The 16,102-nt window shown below is 69.9% G+C and carries 12 protein-coding genes; 11 read left to right on the forward strand and 1 reads right to left on the reverse strand.

What is annotated here, in order from left to right:
- The first annotated feature begins 2 nt into the window (after window positions 1-2).
- The gene (locus tag ACFRAQ_RS11320; protein WP_379097501.1) at window positions 3-1,640 is read left to right on the forward strand and encodes a SulP family inorganic anion transporter; all 1,638 of its coding nucleotides are present in this window, start codon (window positions 3-5) and stop codon (window positions 1,638-1,640) included.
- Entirely contained in the window at window positions 1,637-2,017 is a 381-nt protein-coding gene (locus ACFRAQ_RS11325; protein WP_357285307.1) for a DUF5313 family protein, read from the forward strand. Before ACFRAQ_RS11320 ends, ACFRAQ_RS11325 begins: the two co-directional genes overlap by 4 nt.
- Before the next feature lie 12 nt (window positions 2,018-2,029).
- On the opposite strand, the gene ACFRAQ_RS11330 is transcribed toward ACFRAQ_RS11325, so the two are convergent.
- Window positions 2,030-3,079, reverse strand: a complete 1,050-nt coding sequence (locus tag ACFRAQ_RS11330; RefSeq protein ID WP_379097504.1) for an extracellular solute-binding protein — start codon at window positions 3,077-3,079, stop codon at window positions 2,030-2,032.
- Window positions 3,080-3,407: 328 nt separating this feature from the next.
- Here ACFRAQ_RS11330 and ACFRAQ_RS11335 point away from each other — a divergent pair, with 328 nt between their 5' ends.
- From ACFRAQ_RS11335 to ACFRAQ_RS11375, 9 genes are all read left to right on the forward strand, one after another.
- The gene (locus ACFRAQ_RS11335) at window positions 3,408-5,651 is read left to right on the forward strand and encodes a SulP family inorganic anion transporter (RefSeq protein WP_379097507.1); all 2,244 of its coding nucleotides are present in this window, start codon (window positions 3,408-3,410) and stop codon (window positions 5,649-5,651) included.
- 213 nt (window positions 5,652-5,864) lie between these two features.
- Window positions 5,865-8,072 (forward strand): SulP family inorganic anion transporter, encoded by a 2,208-nt coding sequence (locus tag ACFRAQ_RS11340; protein ID WP_379097510.1) that lies wholly within the window; start codon window positions 5,865-5,867, stop codon window positions 8,070-8,072.
- Between the two features lie 406 nt (window positions 8,073-8,478).
- Window positions 8,479-9,252: a (2Fe-2S)-binding protein gene (locus tag ACFRAQ_RS11345; protein WP_379097513.1), complete on the forward strand. Its 774-nt coding sequence runs from the start codon at window positions 8,479-8,481 to the stop codon at window positions 9,250-9,252.
- A 181-nt stretch (window positions 9,253-9,433) separates the two neighbouring features.
- Window positions 9,434-11,491: a threonine--tRNA ligase gene (thrS, locus tag ACFRAQ_RS11350; RefSeq protein WP_379097516.1), complete on the forward strand. Its 2,058-nt coding sequence runs from the start codon at window positions 9,434-9,436 to the stop codon at window positions 11,489-11,491.
- The gene (locus tag ACFRAQ_RS11355; RefSeq protein WP_379097519.1) at window positions 11,488-12,087 is read left to right on the forward strand and encodes an HIT family protein; all 600 of its coding nucleotides are present in this window, start codon (window positions 11,488-11,490) and stop codon (window positions 12,085-12,087) included. Before thrS ends, ACFRAQ_RS11355 begins: the two co-directional genes overlap by 4 nt.
- Window positions 12,088-12,187: 100 nt before the next feature.
- Complete coding sequence (gene pgsA / locus ACFRAQ_RS11360) at window positions 12,188-12,859, forward strand: phosphatidylinositol phosphate synthase (protein ID WP_379097522.1); 672 nt, start codon at window positions 12,188-12,190, stop codon at window positions 12,857-12,859.
- 20 nt (window positions 12,860-12,879) lie between these two features.
- Entirely contained in the window at window positions 12,880-13,860 is a 981-nt protein-coding gene (locus ACFRAQ_RS11365; protein ID WP_379100211.1) for a phosphatidylinositol mannoside acyltransferase, read from the forward strand.
- Window positions 13,857-14,981, forward strand: coding sequence for a glycosyltransferase family 4 protein (locus tag ACFRAQ_RS11370; RefSeq protein ID WP_357285291.1), 1,125 nt, complete (start codon window positions 13,857-13,859; stop codon window positions 14,979-14,981). Before ACFRAQ_RS11365 ends, ACFRAQ_RS11370 begins: the two co-directional genes overlap by 4 nt.
- Entirely contained in the window at window positions 14,981-16,021 is a 1,041-nt protein-coding gene (locus ACFRAQ_RS11375) for an NUDIX hydrolase (RefSeq protein ID WP_379100213.1), read from the forward strand. Before ACFRAQ_RS11370 ends, ACFRAQ_RS11375 begins: the two co-directional genes overlap by 1 nt.
- The last annotated feature ends 81 nt before the right edge of the window (window positions 16,022-16,102 follow it).

Genomic DNA, 16,102 nt, shown 5'->3' on the forward strand with positions numbered 1-16,102 from the left:
CCGTGGCCCACCTGCTGCCGAACCGCGCCGACTGGCTGCCCGCCGTGCGCGCCCCGGGCGCGGACCTGCTGGCCGGGCTCGTCGTCGCGCTGGTCGCGCTGCCGCTCGCGCTGGGCTTCGGCATCAGCTCCGGGCTCGGCGCGGCCGCCGGGCTGGCGACCGCGGTGGTGGCGGGTGCGCTCGCCGCGGTCTTCGGCGGCTCCCGGTTCCAGGTCACCGGGCCCACGGGCGCGATGACCGTGGTGCTGGTTCCGATCGTCCACCGGCACGGAGCGAGCGGGGTGCTGGCCGTGGGGCTGCTGGCCGGGCTCGTGCTGGTGGTGCTCGCGATCGCCGGGGTCGGGCGCGCCGTGCGCTACATGCCCGCCCCGGTGATCGAGGGATTCACCGCGGGGATCGCGGTGGTCATCGCGCTGCAGCAGTTCCCGTCCGCGCTGGGGGTCGCGCACGCGCAGGGCGAGAAGGTGTGGCAGTCGGCGTGGGATGCGGTGCGGCAGTTCGCCGCCGCCCCCGGCTGGGTGTCCCCGGGCACCGCGCTGGTGGTGGCGGCGGTCGTGCTGATCGGCGGCCGCTATCTGCCGCGACTGCCGTTCGCGCTGCTCACCGTGGTGCTGGCGACCCTGGCGGCCAAGGTCTTTCACCTGAACCTGACCCTGATCGGGGCCATCCCGTCCGGATTGCGAGCGCCCACACTGGATTTCGTGCACCTGGACCAGCTCGGCGGGCTGATCGCCCCGGCGGTGGCCGTGGCCGCGCTGGCGGCGCTGGAATCACTGCTGTCGGCGACCGCGGCCGACTCCATGGCCGTGGGCACCCGCCACGATCCCGACCGCGAACTGTTCGGGCAGGGCCTGGCCAATATCGCCGCCCCCCTGTTCGGCGGAGTGCCCGCCACCGGGGCGATCGCGCGCACCGCGGTGAACGTGCGCTCGGGCGCGCGGACCCGGCTGGCCGCGCTCACCCATGCGGTGGTGCTGGCGGGCATCGTCTTCCTCGGCTCCGGGCTGGTCGCGTCGATTCCCTTGGCGGCCTTGGCCGGCGTGCTGCTGGCCACCACCGTGCGCATGGTCGAGACCGCCTCGCTGGCCGCCATCGCCCGCGCCTCCCGCGGCGACGCGGCCATCATGGCGATCACCTTCGGGGTCACCGTCGCCCTGGACCTGGTCAGCGCGGTCGCCGTCGGGGTGGGCATCGCGGTGCTGCTGGCGCTGCGCACGGTCGCCAAAGAGGCGCGGCTGCACCAGATTCCGCTCGACGACGCCGACCACCTGGCCGAGGAGCACGAGCTGCTGCACGACCACATCGTGGCCTACCGCCTCGACGGGCCGCTCTTCTTCGCCGCCGCGCACCGCTTCCTGCTGGAACTGGCCGAGGTATCGCAGGTGCGGGTGGTCATCCTGCGCATGTCCCACCTCACCGCGCTCGACACCACCGGCGCGCTCACCCTGCGCGACGCCGTCGGCAAGCTCGAGCATCGCGACATCACCGTGCTCATGTCCGGCCTGCGCGAGGACCACCGGCGCACGCTCGCGGCCGTCGGCGCGCTGCCCGGCCCGGGCCACCTGTTCGATCAGACCCCCGACGCCATCGCGGTCGCCCGCGAACTCGTCTCCCATCCCGCCGAAAGCAGGCATCGATGAGCACGAACGACACCCCGAATCTCTGGCAGCGCCTGCGCTATATCGCGGGCGGCGCCCTGCCCGCGTCGATGCACCCGTGGGTGATCGAGGATCTGACCGGGCCCGGGGCGGCCCGCCGCTACATGCTGCGCATCCTGATTCCGATCATTCCGCCGCTGTGCCTGTTCCTGCTGATTCCCGGGCCGCTGTGGATGGGGGCGTCGATGATGGCGCTGCTGTACCTGCCGCTCATCTACTTCACCGCGGCGCTGATGTACGTGTTCCGGCGGGCTCGCCTGGCCAAGCACGGCCTGGACCCGAATCTAGCCGATCAGCGCGAACGCGCCCGCGCCGCCGACGCCCGCGCGGCCTACGAGCGGGCGCACGGGCGCGGCTGAGGTCGCGCGGGGTCAGTGCAGGTAGCGCTGGATGAACTCGGCGAGGATCGCGGCGCCGTTGCCCTTGATCTGGTCCCAGGAGAACGGCAGCTGCTTGACCTCGGCGTAGGTGCGGGTGCCCGGGGCCACCGGGATGTCGGTGCGGGCGGGAATCATCTTGTGGGCCGCCGAGATCTGCTGGGCCTCGGGGGTGAACATGTAGTCCACCAGCGCCTTCGCGGCGGCGGGGTTCTTGGTGGTGTTCAGGATGAAGACCGGGCGCGGCGTCACGATGGTGCCCGAGGCGGGCGAGATGACCCGCAGCGGAACGCCTTTGGCGGCCGCGTCGTAGGCCGCGTAGTCGACGCCGCCGAGGATCACCGCGCAGCCGTTGCCCGAGCCGACATCGTCGAGGGCCGGACCGTTGCCGCCGCGCACCACCATCCCGTTGGCGAACAGCGCGTCGAAGACGGCCCAGGTGTCGTCCTTGCCCCACGCGCTGACCATGGCCGCCAGCAGGTCGCGCGCGGTGCCCGATTCGCGGGGGTCGGGCATGATCACCTTGCCGCGGAACTCCGGCGCGGCCAGGTCGGCCCAGTCGTTGGGCAGGCGCGGGGACAGCTTCGTGTTGACCACCATGGTCAGCGCGGACCCGTCGCGGCCCAGGAAGCCGTGGTTCTTGCCGATCCACCCGTCGTGCACGCGGTCCGCGCCGCGCGGGGTGTAGGGCAGGGTGCGGCCGTCGAGGTCGTACTGCGCGGCGGGCGTCCACGACGCCAGGTAGACCACGTCGGCGGCCGGACTCGCGCCCTCCTTGTCGAGTTTGGCCGTGATCTTGCCGGTCTCGGCGCTGAACACGGTCACCTTGACCCCCGACGCCTTGGTGAAGGCGGCCACCAGATCGTCGGTGAGGTCCTGCGGATTGGCCGAGTACAGGGTCAGTTCGCCGCGCAGCCCGGGCGGCGCGGTCCACGAGCTGGTCGCCGCCGGAACCGTTTTCGGCTCCGGAGGCTTGCCGCAGGCGGCGGCGGACAGGGTCGCGAGGACGACGGCCGCGACGACGACGCGGCGGGGGAGCGACATTCCTCGGGACCCTTTCCGAAGGACCCCGACTCACTCCGGGTTCCACAGCAATCTCGCGCGCACAGTAGGCATCGCGGGCGAACCCGCAGGGTGTATCGGGTGAACAAACGGTGATATCCGATTCGCGCCAACGCGTGAGCTGTGTCACAGTTTGGTAGCGGTTCGCATCAATCGCCGCAAACGCTTTTCGTTCCCTTTGCCTTGTCTTTACGCTTACCGCGTTCTGCCTAGCGTCGTGGTTCTCCAGCCTCGCCCGCCGCTGCCTCTCGATGCCAGTACATGTTGACCGATGAACCGGGCGGCCCCGCCGTGCCGGCGAAGGAGAAATATGTCCACCGACACCGATCAGCCTCCACGGACGTCGCTTCCCGGTCCCGCGCGCCGGGACTCGTGGGCCACCCTGGTGCGCCACGACCTCCCGGCCTCGCTCGTCGTCTTCCTCGTCTCGCTACCGCTGTCGATCGGCATCGCGGTGGCCGCGGGCGCCCCCGTCGCCGCCGGTCTCATCGCGGCGGTGGTCGGCGGGGTGGTCGCCGCGCTCTGCGGCGGCTCGGTGCTACAGGTCAGTGGGCCCACCGCGTCGCTGACCGTGGTGGTCGCCGAATCCATCAACCAGTTCGGCTGGGCCGCCACGTGTTTCATCACCATGCTGGCGGGCGGACTGCAGATCCTGTTCGGGCTCAGCCGGATCGCGCGCGGCGTGCTCGCCATCGCGCCGGTCGTGGTGCACGCCATGCTCGCCGGGATCGGCATCGTCATCGCCCTGCAACAGGTGCACGTGCTGCTGGGCGGTGACACCCTGACCTCGTCCTGGGCGGCCATCGCCGGGCTGCCGCACCAGCTGGCCTCGGTGAAGGCCGGCGACCTGTGCATCGGGCTGGTGGTGATCGCCATCCTGGTCGGCTGGCGGCACATGCCCGAACCCGTGCGCAAGGTGCCCGCGCCGCTGGCCGCGGTGCTGGTCGCCACGGTGCTGGCCCGGCTGCTGCCGGTGCGCGTCGAGCACATCACCATCGACGGATCGCTGCTGGACGAACTGCGGCTGCCGCAGCTGCCGCACGGCAGCTGGGCCGCCATCGCCCTGATGGCGGTGACCATCGCGCTCATCGCCAGCGTGGAGACCCTGCTATCGGCCGTCGCGGTCGACCGGATGCGTCAAAACGCCACTCGCCGAACCGATCTGGATCGCGAACTGATCGGGCAGGGCGCGGCCAACGTGGTCTCCGGCCTGATCGGCGGCCTGCCCGTGGCCGCGGTCATCGTGCGCAGCATCACCAATGTCAAAGCGGGAGCGCGTACCCGGGCCTCGACCATGCTGCACGGGCTGTGGATCCTGCTGTTCTCGGTGGCGCTGGTCGAGGTGGCGCGCTCGATTCCCAAGGCGGCGCTGGCCGGCCTGCTCATCGTGGTCGGGATCCAGCTGATCAAACTGGCCCACATCCGGCGCGCTCAGCGCACCGGCGACCTGGTGGTGTACGCGGCCACCGTGTTCGTGGTGGTGTTCTGGAATCTGTTGCTGGGCATGGTCGTTGGTCTCGCACTGGCCTTCGCGCTGCTGCTGTGGCGGGTGGTGCGGGTGACGGTGACCGCCGAGGAGGTCGGGCTGGGCGGTACCGACGCCGTGCGCTGGCGGGTCACGGTGGACGGCAGCTTCACCTTCCTGGCCTTGCCCGAGCTCACCAGTGAACTCGCCAAGGTGCCGCCGAACGCCGAGGTGGTGCTGGAGATGACGGTCGACTTCATGGACCACGCCGCCTACGACGCCCTGCAGGAATGGGTGGACCAGCACCGCGCCGACGGTGGCACGGTCGAGTTCATCGAGGTCGGCGCGGTCCGCATGGCCGACGCCGCGGCGGGTCCGTCCGCGCGCGGGCATTCGCGGCACCTGCTCAACGAGGTGCTCGGGCCGTGGCGGCGCACCGCGACCGATGTGGACCCGATCGTCGCGGGTGTGGCGGCCTACCACCGCAGTCACGCGCACGTCGTGCGGCCACACCTGGGTGTACTGCGCGACGGGCAGGAACCGGACTCGCTTTTCGTCACGTGCGCCGACTCGCGCATCGTGCCGAACGTGATCACCAACAGTGGTCCCGGCGATCTGTTCACGGTGCGCAACGTGGGCAATCTGATTCCGCGCGACGCCCAGGACTCGTCCATGGAGGCCGCGCTGATCTACGCCCTCGACAAGCTCGATGTGCGCTCGGTGGTGGTGTGCGGGCACTCCGGATGCGGCGCGATGGGCGCGCTGCACAGTGAACTGGTCACCGGGTCCCGGCTCGACGACTGGCTCGCGCACGCCCGGCCCAGCCTGGACCGGTTCCGGCTCGGGCATCCGGTCGGAATAGCCGCCGCCGCAGCCGGATTCGGTCCTATCGATCAGCTCGGCATGGTGAATGTGGCGGTGCAGCTGGAGACGCTGTACGCGCATCCGGTGGTGCGGCGCGGGGTCGAGGAGCGCGGGGTGGTGCTGTCGGGGCTGTTCTTCGACATCGCCACGGCGCGGGTGGTGGAGGTCACCGTGGACGGGATCGCGGAGATCGACGGCGTGGGGAGGGTGGCCCAGCCCGCGTGAGGCGCGTGTGATTTGGGGTGTTAGTGAGGGTTTTCGGGCAAAAGGGGCGTGAATCCGGCAGGCTTCACCCCCTTGTTACGTTGGGCGGCAGTTTTTCTCAGACTTTGCTAAGACTTTACCTTTAGCCTGGCCTTTGCTCGTCCGGTGAGTGCGCGGCCAACGCCGTCCGCGGTCTTTATTCGATGCCCCTGTACATGCTCGCTGAGGAGCGATATGTCTCGCGACACCGATTCACCGCCAGGTAGATCCGAAGGCAGGCTCGACAGCCTGCTGCGTCACGATCTGCCTGCATCCCTCGTAGTTTTTCTCGTCGCCTTGCCGCTGTCACTCGGCATCGCGGTCGCCTCCGGCGCGCCCATCGCGGCCGGACTCATCGCCGCCGTGGTCGGCGGTATCGTGGTCGGCCTGCTCGGCGGTTCCCCGCTGCAGGTCAGCGGCCCCGCAGCCGGTCTGACGGTCGTCGTCGCCGAAACCATCACCCAGTTCGGTTGGAAGACGGCGTGTTTCATTACCGTCCTGGCCGGTCTGCTCCAGATTCTGTTCGGGCTCAGCCGAATTGCCCGCGCCGCCCTGGCCATCGCACCCGTGGTGGTGCACGCCATGCTGGCGGGAATCGGCATCACCATCGCGCTGCAGCAGCTGCATGTGCTGCTCGGCGGCGCGTCCCATAGTTCGGCCTGGCAGAACGTGATCCAGCTCCCCGGTGAGCTGTCCAGCATCCACGGCGACGACTTCCTGATCGGCGCGGTCGTGATGGCCATCATGTTCGGCTGGAAGTACGTGCCCGGCAAGGTGAAGGTGCTGCCCGGCCCGCTGGTCGCGGTCGTCGTCGGCACCGTGCTGTCGCTGGTGCTGCCCGGCTCCCCGGAGCGAATCGTGTTGAGCGGCTCGCTGTTCGACGCCATCGGCCTGCCCGGAATGCCGTCCGGCAACTGGGGCGCGGTGGTGCTCGCCGCCCTGACCATCGCTCTGATCGCCAGCGTGGAGAGCCTGCTGTCGGCGGTCGCGGTGGACAAGATGCACACCGGCCCGCGCACCAACTTCGACCGCGAACTGATCGGTCAGGGCGCGGCCAACATGATCTCCGGCACCCTGGGCGGTCTGCCCGTCACCGGCGTGATCGTGCGCAGTGCCACCAATGTGCAGGCCGGGGCCCGCTCCCGCGCCTCCGCCCTGATGCACGGCGTCTGGGTACTGGTGTTCTCGGTCGCGCTGGTCGGACTGGTACAGCAGATTCCGAAGTCGGCGCTGGCCGGTCTGCTCATCGTGGTCGGCGTGCAGCTGGTGAAGCTGGCCCACATCAAGCTGGCCCGCCGCACCGGCGACCTGCTCGTCTATGTGGTGACCGTGCTCGGCGTGGTGTTCCTGAACCTGCTCGAGGGCGTCATCATCGGCCTGGTCCTGGCCTTCGGACTGCTGCTCTGGCGAGTCGTGCGCGTGTCGGTGACCGCGGGCGAGGTCGCCGGAACCGATCGCTGGCTGGTCAGCATCGACGGCACCTGCACCTTCCTGGCGCTGCCGAAACTGTCCACGGAACTGGGCAAGGTCCCGACCGGCGCCGACGTGCTGGTCGAGCTGAGCGTCGACTTCCTCGACCACGCCGCCTACGAGGCCATCCACGACTGGGCCGGCCAGCACGAGAACACCGGCGGCACAGTCGAATACGTGGAACTCGGCACCGCCCGCATGGCGCACGCCCTGGCCGGCCCGCCGGTCCGCGGCCGCGCCCGCACCCTGCTCGACGACGTGCTGCGCCCCTGGCGCGAGGACGACGGCAACCCGATCACCCACGGCGTGGCCGCCTTCCACCGCCGCAACGCCCACGTGGTGCGCCCGCACCTCGACGAGCTACGCAACGTCCAGAACCCGCACTCGCTCTTCCTGACCTGCGCGGATTCGCGGATCGTGCCCAACGTGATCACCAATACCGGACCCGGTGATCTGTTCACGATCCGCAATGTCGGCAACTTCGTGGTCCCCGGCGGCCGCGACACCTCCATCGAGGCGGCGCTGTCGTTCGCCATCGAGGAACTACGCGTCGACAATGTCGTGGTCTGCGGCCACTCGGCCTGCGGGGCGATGAAAGCCCTGGTCGCGGGCGGACCCACCGGACCCGGCCTGGGCAACTGGCTGGTCCACGGCCGCGCCAGCCTGGACCGCTTCCACCCCGACGACCCGGTCGCCGCCGCGGCCGCCCGGGCCGGCTACGGCGTGGACGACCAGCTCTCCATCGTCAATGTCGCGGTGCAGCTGGACACCCTGCGGGCCCACCCCGTGGTCCGGCGCGCCATGGCGGAACACGGCCTGCAGATCAAGGGCCTGTTCTTCGACATCGGCACCGCCCGCGTGCTCGAGGTGACCTCGGCGGGCATCCGGGAGATCGACGCCCCCGAGCTATCGGCCTTGGCGCACACCCACTGATCGACCCACACCACGCGGTGGCGCGGGCAGTCCATCCGGGATTGCCCGCGCCACCGTGCTTTTCGGTCCCGTGGACCATGAAGGGCCGGTGGGGCGAGCTCGCACGGTCGCGTGGTCGGGCCGCATGGCCCTTCGTGATCGGTCTCCTCCGCCGACCGGTGTCGACCGAGGGACGCCGCACCGTCCTCGGGCGGGTTCGCCTGGCGCGTCTGCCGGGCGGTTCGGCACGCGCGCCGTACGCTGAGCGCGCCTCGCGGAATCGCGGGTTGATCGGGTGCGCGGGAGGGTCGCGGGGGAGCGGTCCACTTCGGCGTCCAAACGTGACATCGTGGGTAGTAATCACCGTGAACGGCCGGATCGGAGTCGAATGGAAATGGTTGCGCAGCCCCCCGTTTCACAGGCCCTAGTGCCGGGCACCGAGCTGCTACGCCCGGAGTGGCTGGCCGAACGGATCGCCGACATGGGGATCTCGTGGGGGACTGCCGACTCGCGGGTCTCGGGCACCCTGTGGTGGTGCATGGCCGCGTCGTCCCTGGTGGACCCGATCGTCGCGGCGATCGCCAGCGATGCGCCCGCGTTCGACCCCGCACTCGAGCACATCGTCCTCGAGATCCGGCCGGACGGCGGCGTCGAGCGTGTGCTGGGCGAACCGCACGGCTACCGGATCGCCGCCCGCCTGATCGCCCTCGGATCGGACGCGGCGACCGCCCCGGACATGGCCGCCGCGTCGATCGTGGATCCGCTGACGCCCGCGCCCACCGGTGACACCGAGCCCGAAGTTCGCTCCACCGACCTCGGAGGCTGCGTCTCGGGGCCCGAAAGCGGCTGCGCGACAGCATCTGTCGGGCACGCGCTGCGCCACACCCTCTCCCGGGTGATCCCGGTGGTCGCCGAGGTGTCCGGTGCGGGCGTGGCCGCACTGTGGGCGATCGTGGCCGATGCCATCGGCAACCGGGCCCTCGACATCGGAGCCGAGGAAGCGGGTGCGCGGCTGGCCCGCGACGTGGCCGGACGCCTGCCCGTACCCCGATTCCAGGACGTCGGCGGCCGCACCTTCGTCCGCCGCATTTCCTGCTGCCTGGTCTTCGAGGTTCCCGGCTGCACCATGTGCACCAGCTGCCCCAAACGCCCCGCCGCGGAGCGCGAGGTGCTGCTCGCCGAGGTCGCCGCGCGCGGCTGACGGCGTGTACGGGGCCGAACACCCTGGGGCGCAGGGGTGGTCCATCGGCGCGCGGGGACAACCGTGCCGATAGAGTGGTGGCCGCCGGGGCTCTGCCCTTCACGAGGGGGGTGCCCGGTCGTCATGTCCAACCTGTACGGCGGATGGATCGCCGCCGTGAAACGCCTAGGAGTGTCCAGCCGTGACCACCTCACCCCAGCAGACCCCAGCCGCCCGCGTCCGGGTCACGGCTGGGACTACCGCCGGGGCCGCGGTGCGCGAGGCGGACCTGCCGAGCAAGGGCCCGGGCGCGGTGCTCGTGGTGCGGGACGCGGACGGCGCGTTGAAGGATCTGACCTGGGTGCCGGAGCTGGACACCGAGGTGGAGGTCGTGACCGCCGATTCGCCGGACGGCCGCAATGTGATCCGGCATTCGGCCGCGCACGTGCTGGCCCAGGCCGTGCAGCAGGAGTTCCCCGAGGCCAAGCTGGGCATCGGCCCGTACATCAAGGACGGCTTCTACTACGACTTCCAGGTCGACCGTCCCTTCACCCCGGAGGATCTGGCCAAGCTGGAGTCCCGGATGAAGAAGATCATCAAAGGCGCGCAGCGGTTTTCGCGCCGGGTGGTCGAGATCGACGAGGCCCGGGTCGAACTGGCCAAGGAGCCGTTCAAGCTCGAGCTCATCTCCGACAAGTCGGGCATCGACGATCCGGAGGTCATGGAGGTCGGCGGCAAAGAGCTGACCATCTACGACAACCTGGACCCGCGCAGCGGCGAGAAGATCTGGGGCGACCTGTGCCGCGGCCCGCACCTGCCGACCACCAAGTACATCCCCGCGTTCAAACTGACCCGCTCCTCGGCCGCCTACTGGCGCGGTGACCAGTCCCGCGAGGACCTGCAGCGCATCTACGGCACCGCCTGGGAGTCCACCGAGGCCCAGGACGAGCACCTGCGCCTGCTGGAAGAGGCCGAGAAGCGCGACCACCGCAAGCTCGGCCTGGAACTGGACCTGTTCTCCTTCCCCGATGAGCTGGGCTCGGGCCTGCCGGTGTTCCACCCCAAGGGCGGCATCATCCGCAAGGAGCTCGAGGACTACTCGCGTCGCCGCCACACCGCCGCCGGCTACGAGTTCGTCAACACCCCGCACATCACCAAGGGGCACCTCTTCGAGGTTTCCGGCCACCTGGACTGGTACCGCGAGGGCATGTTCCCGGCCATGCACCTGGACGCCGAACTCAACGAGGACGGCACCGTGCGCAAGCCCGGCCAGGACTACTACGTCAAGCCGATGAACTGCCCGATGCACAACCTGATCTTCCGGTCGCGCGGGCGCTCCTACCGTGAACTGCCGCTGCGCATGTTCGAATTCGGCTCGGTCTACCGCTACGAGAAGTCCGGCGTCGTGCACGGCCTGACCCGGGTGCGCGGCATGACGCAGGACGACGCGCACATCTACTGCACCAAGGAGCAGATGCACGCGGAGCTCACCTCCACGCTGCAGTTCGTGCTCTCGCTGCTGCGAGACTACGGCCTCGACGACTTCTACCTGGAGCTCTCGACCAAGGACCCGAAGAAGTTCGTCGGCTCCGACGAGCTGTGGGAGGAGGCCACCGAGACCCTGCGGAAGGTGGCCACCGACTCCGGTCTGGAGCTGGTCCCGGATCCGGGCGGCGCCGCGTTCTACGGCCCGAAGATCTCCGTGCAGGCCAAGGACGCCCTGGGCCGCACCTGGCAGATGTCGACCATCCAGCTCGACTTCAACCTGCCCGAGCGCTTCGAGCTCGAGTACACCGGCTCCGACGGCGCCAAGCACCGCCCGGTCATGATCCACCGCGCGTTGTTCGGTTCCATCGAGCGCTTCTTCGGCGTGCTCACCGAGCACTACGCGGGCGCGTTCCCGGCGTGGCTGTCGCCGGTGCAGGTCGTCGGCATCCCGGTCGCCGAGGCCTTCGCCGAGCACCTGGACAAGGTGATCGAGCAGTTGCAGGACAACGGGATTCGCGCCGAGCTCGACCGCAGCGACGACCGCATGCAGAAGAAGATCTTCAACCAGACCGCGCAGAAGGTGCCGTTCATGCTGCTGGCCGGCGCGCGCGACGTGGAGGGTGACGCGGTCAGCTTCCGCTTCCGCGACGGCACCCAGGTCAACGGTGTGCCGGTGGCCGACGCGGTCGCCACCGTCGTGGACTGGGTGCAGCGGCGGGAGAACAGCTCGCCGACCGCGGAGGGCTTCGAGATCCGCAAGGCGGGTCGATGAGCGAAGCATTCGTACCCGTGCCCGAGCAGATCGTGGACACCGGTGCGGGAGATCCGGATCGCCTGCAGCGGTTGTGGACCCCGTACCGGATGTCCTACATCACCGGCGAGGCCGAGGATCGCGACACCGCGACCGAGCCGAAAGCCGACGCGCCCAAGAAGACCGGGCACCCCTTCACCGACATCCCCGAGATGTCGGACGAGGACGGGCTGATCATCGCGCGCGGTGAATCGGTGTACGCGGTGCTGAATCTGTACCCGTACAACCCCGGCCACATGATGGTGGTGCCCTACCGTCGCGTCGCCAACCTGGAGGACCTGACCGCCGCGGAGAGCGCCGAGCTGATGGCGTTCACCCAGCAGGCGATCCGGGTGATGAAGCAGGTGTCGCGGCCCGAGGGCTTCAATGTCGGGCTGAATCTCGGTGGCGTTGCCGGGGGTTCACTCGCCGATCATCTGCATCAACATATCGTGCCGCGCTGGAGTGGGGACGCGAACTTCATTACCGTCGTCGGCGGAGTGAAGGTGATGCCGCAGCTGCTCCGGGAGACCCGGGCGCTGCTGGCACAGGCGTGGAAGGAAGCGGATACGGCATGAGCGGGTCAGGCCCGGAAGCGGTAGCGAAGCGTGACCATGGAGGGCCCCCGCTCATGCCCGAAGGGCCCCGTATGAGCGGTAGTGGCCGGGAGTTTGTAGCGTGCTGAGCTTCTTCGGTCGCGAGACGTTCGCCAAAGCGACCGCGCCCCTGGGCAAAGCGCTGGTGAGCACGGGGCTGACCCCCGACGCCATGACGCTCATCGGCACCACCGCCTCGATCGCCGCGGCGGTGACGCTGTTCCCGACCGATCACCTGTTCTGGGGAACCATGGTGATCTGGCTGTTCGTCATGTTCGACATGCTGGACGGCGCCATGGCCCGCGCGCGCGGCGGCGGCACGAAATACGGTGCGGTGCTGGACGCCACGTGTGACCGCGTGGCCGACGGCGCCATCTTCGCGGCGCTGGCCTGGTGGGCGGTGTACACCGAGCACTCGAAGCACCTGTTCGTGGCGACGCTGGTGGTGCTGGTGACCTCGCAGGTCATCTCCTACGCCAAGGCGCGCGCGGAGGCCAGCGGGCTCTCGGCGGACGGCGGCCTGATCGAGCGGCCCGACCGTCTGGTCATCGTGCTGGTCGGCGCCGGATTGACCGGTATCGGCGGCTATTTCGGCATCGAATGGCTGTCGTACGCGGTCTATGTCGCTATGTACATCCTGGCCGTGCTCAGCATCGTCACCGTCTTCCAGCGGGTGCTGGCGGTTCGCAATTCGCCCGGCGCCCGCGACATCATCGCCCCCGCGGCGCAGTCCCCGGAGGAACCGCAGCGGTGACAACCGATTTCACGTCCGCGATGACCGACAAGGCATACGCGGCCGGATGGCGGCTGGTCCGAGCTCTGCCCGAACGCACCGCGCGCCGCCTGTTCGACCGGGGCGCGGATCTCGCCGCCCGCAAGGCGAACAAGGCCGCGCGCCGGGGCAATCCGAACCAGCTCCGCAAGAACCTGGCGCGGGTGCTGGGCACCACGCCGGACCTGGTGCCGGACAGCCTGATCCGCGACAGCATGCGCTCGTATGCCCGCTACTGGCGTGAGGCGTTCCGGCTGCCGTCGATGGACCACGTGGCGCTGGGCAAGTCGCTGCGCGTGGAGGGCATCGAGCACGTCGACGCCGCGCTGGCCCGCGGCAAGGGCGTGCTGCTGGTGCTGCCGCATTCGGGCAACTGGGACATGGCGGGGGTCTGGCTGGTCCAGAACTACGGCCAGTTCTCCACGGTCGCCGAGCGTTTGAAGCCGGAGTCGCTGTTCGAGCGGTTCGTCGAATACCGCGAGAGCCTCGGCTTCGAGGTGTTCCCGCTGACCGGCGGTGAGCAGCCGCCGTTCCCGCAGCTGGCGGATCGGTTGCGGGACAACAAGATCGTGTGCCTGATGGGGGAACGCGACATCACCGGCAAGGGCGTGCCGGTCACGTTCTTCGGCGAGGACAGCTGGTTGCCCGCGGGCGCGGCCAAGCTCGCCCAGGACACGGGGGCCGCGCTGCTGCCGGTGCACTGCTGGTTCACCGTCGACGCCGCCGGCCGTGAAGGCTGGGGCATGCAGGTGTTCGAGGCCCTCGATCTGGCGGGCGGCATGGCCCCCGCCACCCAGGCGCTGACCGATGTGTTCGCGGCCAATATCGCCGCCCATCCGGCCGACTGGCACATGTTGCAGCCGGTGTGGAAGAGTGATTTATCGCAGGCCAGGCTGGATCGCATCGCGGCCGCGCAGCAGGCGCTGGGCTCTCGGGAGCAGCAGGCGTTTGGCTCCGAGGAGCCGGGGACAGGGGCACTATGAAGATCGGCATGGTCTGCCCGTACTCGTTCGACGTTCCGGGCGGGGTGCAGTCGCATGTCGTGGAGCTGGCGCAGGTGCTCATCGAGCGCGGCCACAAGGTGAGCGTGCTCGCGCCCGCCGCCGACGACACGCCGCTGCCCGACTTCGTGGTCTCCGCCGGTAAAGCGGTCGCGATCCCCTACAACGGGTCGGTCGCGCGACTGTCCTTCGGGCCCACCGCCTACACCCGCATCCGGCGCTGGATCGCCGACAACGACTTCGATGTCCTGCACATCCACGAACCCAACGCGCCCAGCCTGTCCATGCTCGCGTTGAAGATCGCGGAGGGGCCGATCGTGGCCACCTTCCACACCTCGACCACGAAATCGCTGGTGCTGAGTACTTTCCAGGGCGTGCTGCGGCCGTACCACGAGAAGATCAGTGGCCGGATCGCGGTGAGCGAGCTGGCGCGGCGCTGGCAGGTGGAGGCGCTCGGCGGCGACGCGGTCGAGATCCCCAATGGGGTCGACGTGCCCGCGTTCGCGCACGCGCCGCTGCTGGACGGCTATCCGAAGCCCGGCAAGTCGGTGCTGTTCCTGGGCCGGTTCGACGAGCCGCGCAAGGGCATGGAGGTCCTGCTGGGCGCGCTGCCCGAGCTGGTCCGCGAGCATCCCGACGTGGAGATCCTGATCGTCGGGCGCGGTGACGAGGACCGGTTGCGCCGTGAGGCCGGGGAGAACGCGGGTCATCTGCGGTTCCTGGGGCAGGTCACCGATGCGGAGAAGGCCTCGGCCATGCGCAGTGCCGACGTGTACGTCGCGCCCAACCTGGGCGGGGAGAGCTTCGGCATCGTGCTGGTGGAGGCCATGGCCGCCGGGACCGCCGTGGTGGCCAGCGATCTGGACGCCTTCCGCCGGGTGCTGCGCGACGGCACCGCGGGCATGCTGGTGCCGGTCGGCGACTCCGCGCGGCTGTCGGCGGCGATCAGCGCCATGCTCACCGACGACGAGCGGCGCGAGGAGTACATCCGCACCGCCAATCAGGTTGTCGGCGAATACGATTGGCCGGTCGTGGCCGAGCAGATCCTGCGGGTGTACGAGACCGTCACCGTCGGTGACGTGCGCGTCAGGACCGCCGGATGATCACTTTCTCCGCGACGACCATTCTGGTTCTCGCGCTCGTCGCGGCGGCCGTCATCGCGGCCGCGGTCTGGGCGTACACCACCGCCAACCGCCTCGACCGCCTGCACGTGCGCACCGACCAGGCCCGCCACGCGCTGGACGCGGCGCTGGCCCGGCGCGCGGTCGTCGCGCGGTCGGTGGCGACCACGCTGGCCGGTCTCTACGATCCGGCGCTGGTCGAGCAGGCCCGCCGGCTGACCGCGCTGGCCGACCGCGCCGAACGCTCCAACTGGCGCGACCGGGAGACCGTCGAGAATCAGCTCGCCGCGGCGCTGTCCGCGGTCGACATCGCGTTGCTGCCGCCGCAGTTGGTGGCCGAGCTGGCCGACGCCGAGGCGCGGGTGCTCATCGCCCGCCGCTTCCACAACGACGCCGTCCGCGACACCCTCGCCCTGCGCACCCGCCGCCTGGTCCGGTGGCTGCACCTCGGCGGTACCGCGCCGCTGCCGGTGTACTTCGAGATCGCCGAACGGGTCACCGCGGCCGCCTCGACCGGCCTCGAGGTCGACACCGTCCGGACCTCGGCCCGCGTGGTGCTGATCGACGAGCAGGATCGGGTCCTGCTGTTGCAGGGCGTCGACCCGAAGATCCCGGATGTGCCGTTCTGGTTCACCATCGGCGGCGGCGTCGATCCGGGGGAGACGTTGCGTGAGGCCGCGATCCGCGAACTCTACGAGGAGACCGGTCACGCCGCCGACTCGTCGGCGCTGCGCGGTCCGCTGTGGCGGCGCGTCGCGGTGTTCCCGTTCAACGGTGAGCTGATCCGCTCGGAGGAACTCTTCTTCGCCCTGCGCGCCAAGAGTTTCGACCCGGTCCCCACCAACCTGAACTTCATCGAACGCCGCTCCATCACCGGCAACAAGTGGTGCACCCCCACCGACATCGCCCACCTCGACCACTCGGGCGAAACCGTGTATCCGTACCACCTCGATCACCTGCTCGCCGAGGCGATCACCGCCGCCGACTCCGACACCGATCCCGAAGTCCGCTCCATCCGCTGACCCCGGGCGCGTCCGCTGGGTGGGACCGCGAGCGCGAACTCGTCCGCCGGAGCCGATCCGCGGTTACGGTGGGCCGATCAA

It is taken from the genome of Nocardia sp. NPDC056611 (assembly GCF_042792755.1).
GTDB lineage: Bacteria > Actinomycetota > Actinomycetes > Mycobacteriales > Mycobacteriaceae > Nocardia.

Coding starts and splice junctions, on each gene's coding strand:
- ACFRAQ_RS11355 (WP_379097519.1), top strand. CDS start 11,488: ATGAGCGAAGCATTCGTACCCGTGCCCGAGCAGATCGTGGACACCGGT.
- ACFRAQ_RS11325 (WP_357285307.1), top strand. CDS start 1,637: ATGAGCACGAACGACACCCCGAATCTCTGGCAGCGCCTGCGCTATATC.
- ACFRAQ_RS11365 (WP_379100211.1), top strand. CDS start 12,880: ATGACCGACAAGGCATACGCGGCCGGATGGCGGCTGGTCCGAGCTCTG.
- ACFRAQ_RS11370 (WP_357285291.1), top strand. CDS start 13,857: ATGAAGATCGGCATGGTCTGCCCGTACTCGTTCGACGTTCCGGGCGGG.
- ACFRAQ_RS11330 (WP_379097504.1), bottom strand. CDS start 3,079: ATGTCGCTCCCCCGCCGCGTCGTCGTCGCGGCCGTCGTCCTCGCGACC.
- ACFRAQ_RS11340 (WP_379097510.1), top strand. CDS start 5,865: ATGTCTCGCGACACCGATTCACCGCCAGGTAGATCCGAAGGCAGGCTC.
- ACFRAQ_RS11335 (WP_379097507.1), top strand. CDS start 3,408: ATGTCCACCGACACCGATCAGCCTCCACGGACGTCGCTTCCCGGTCCC.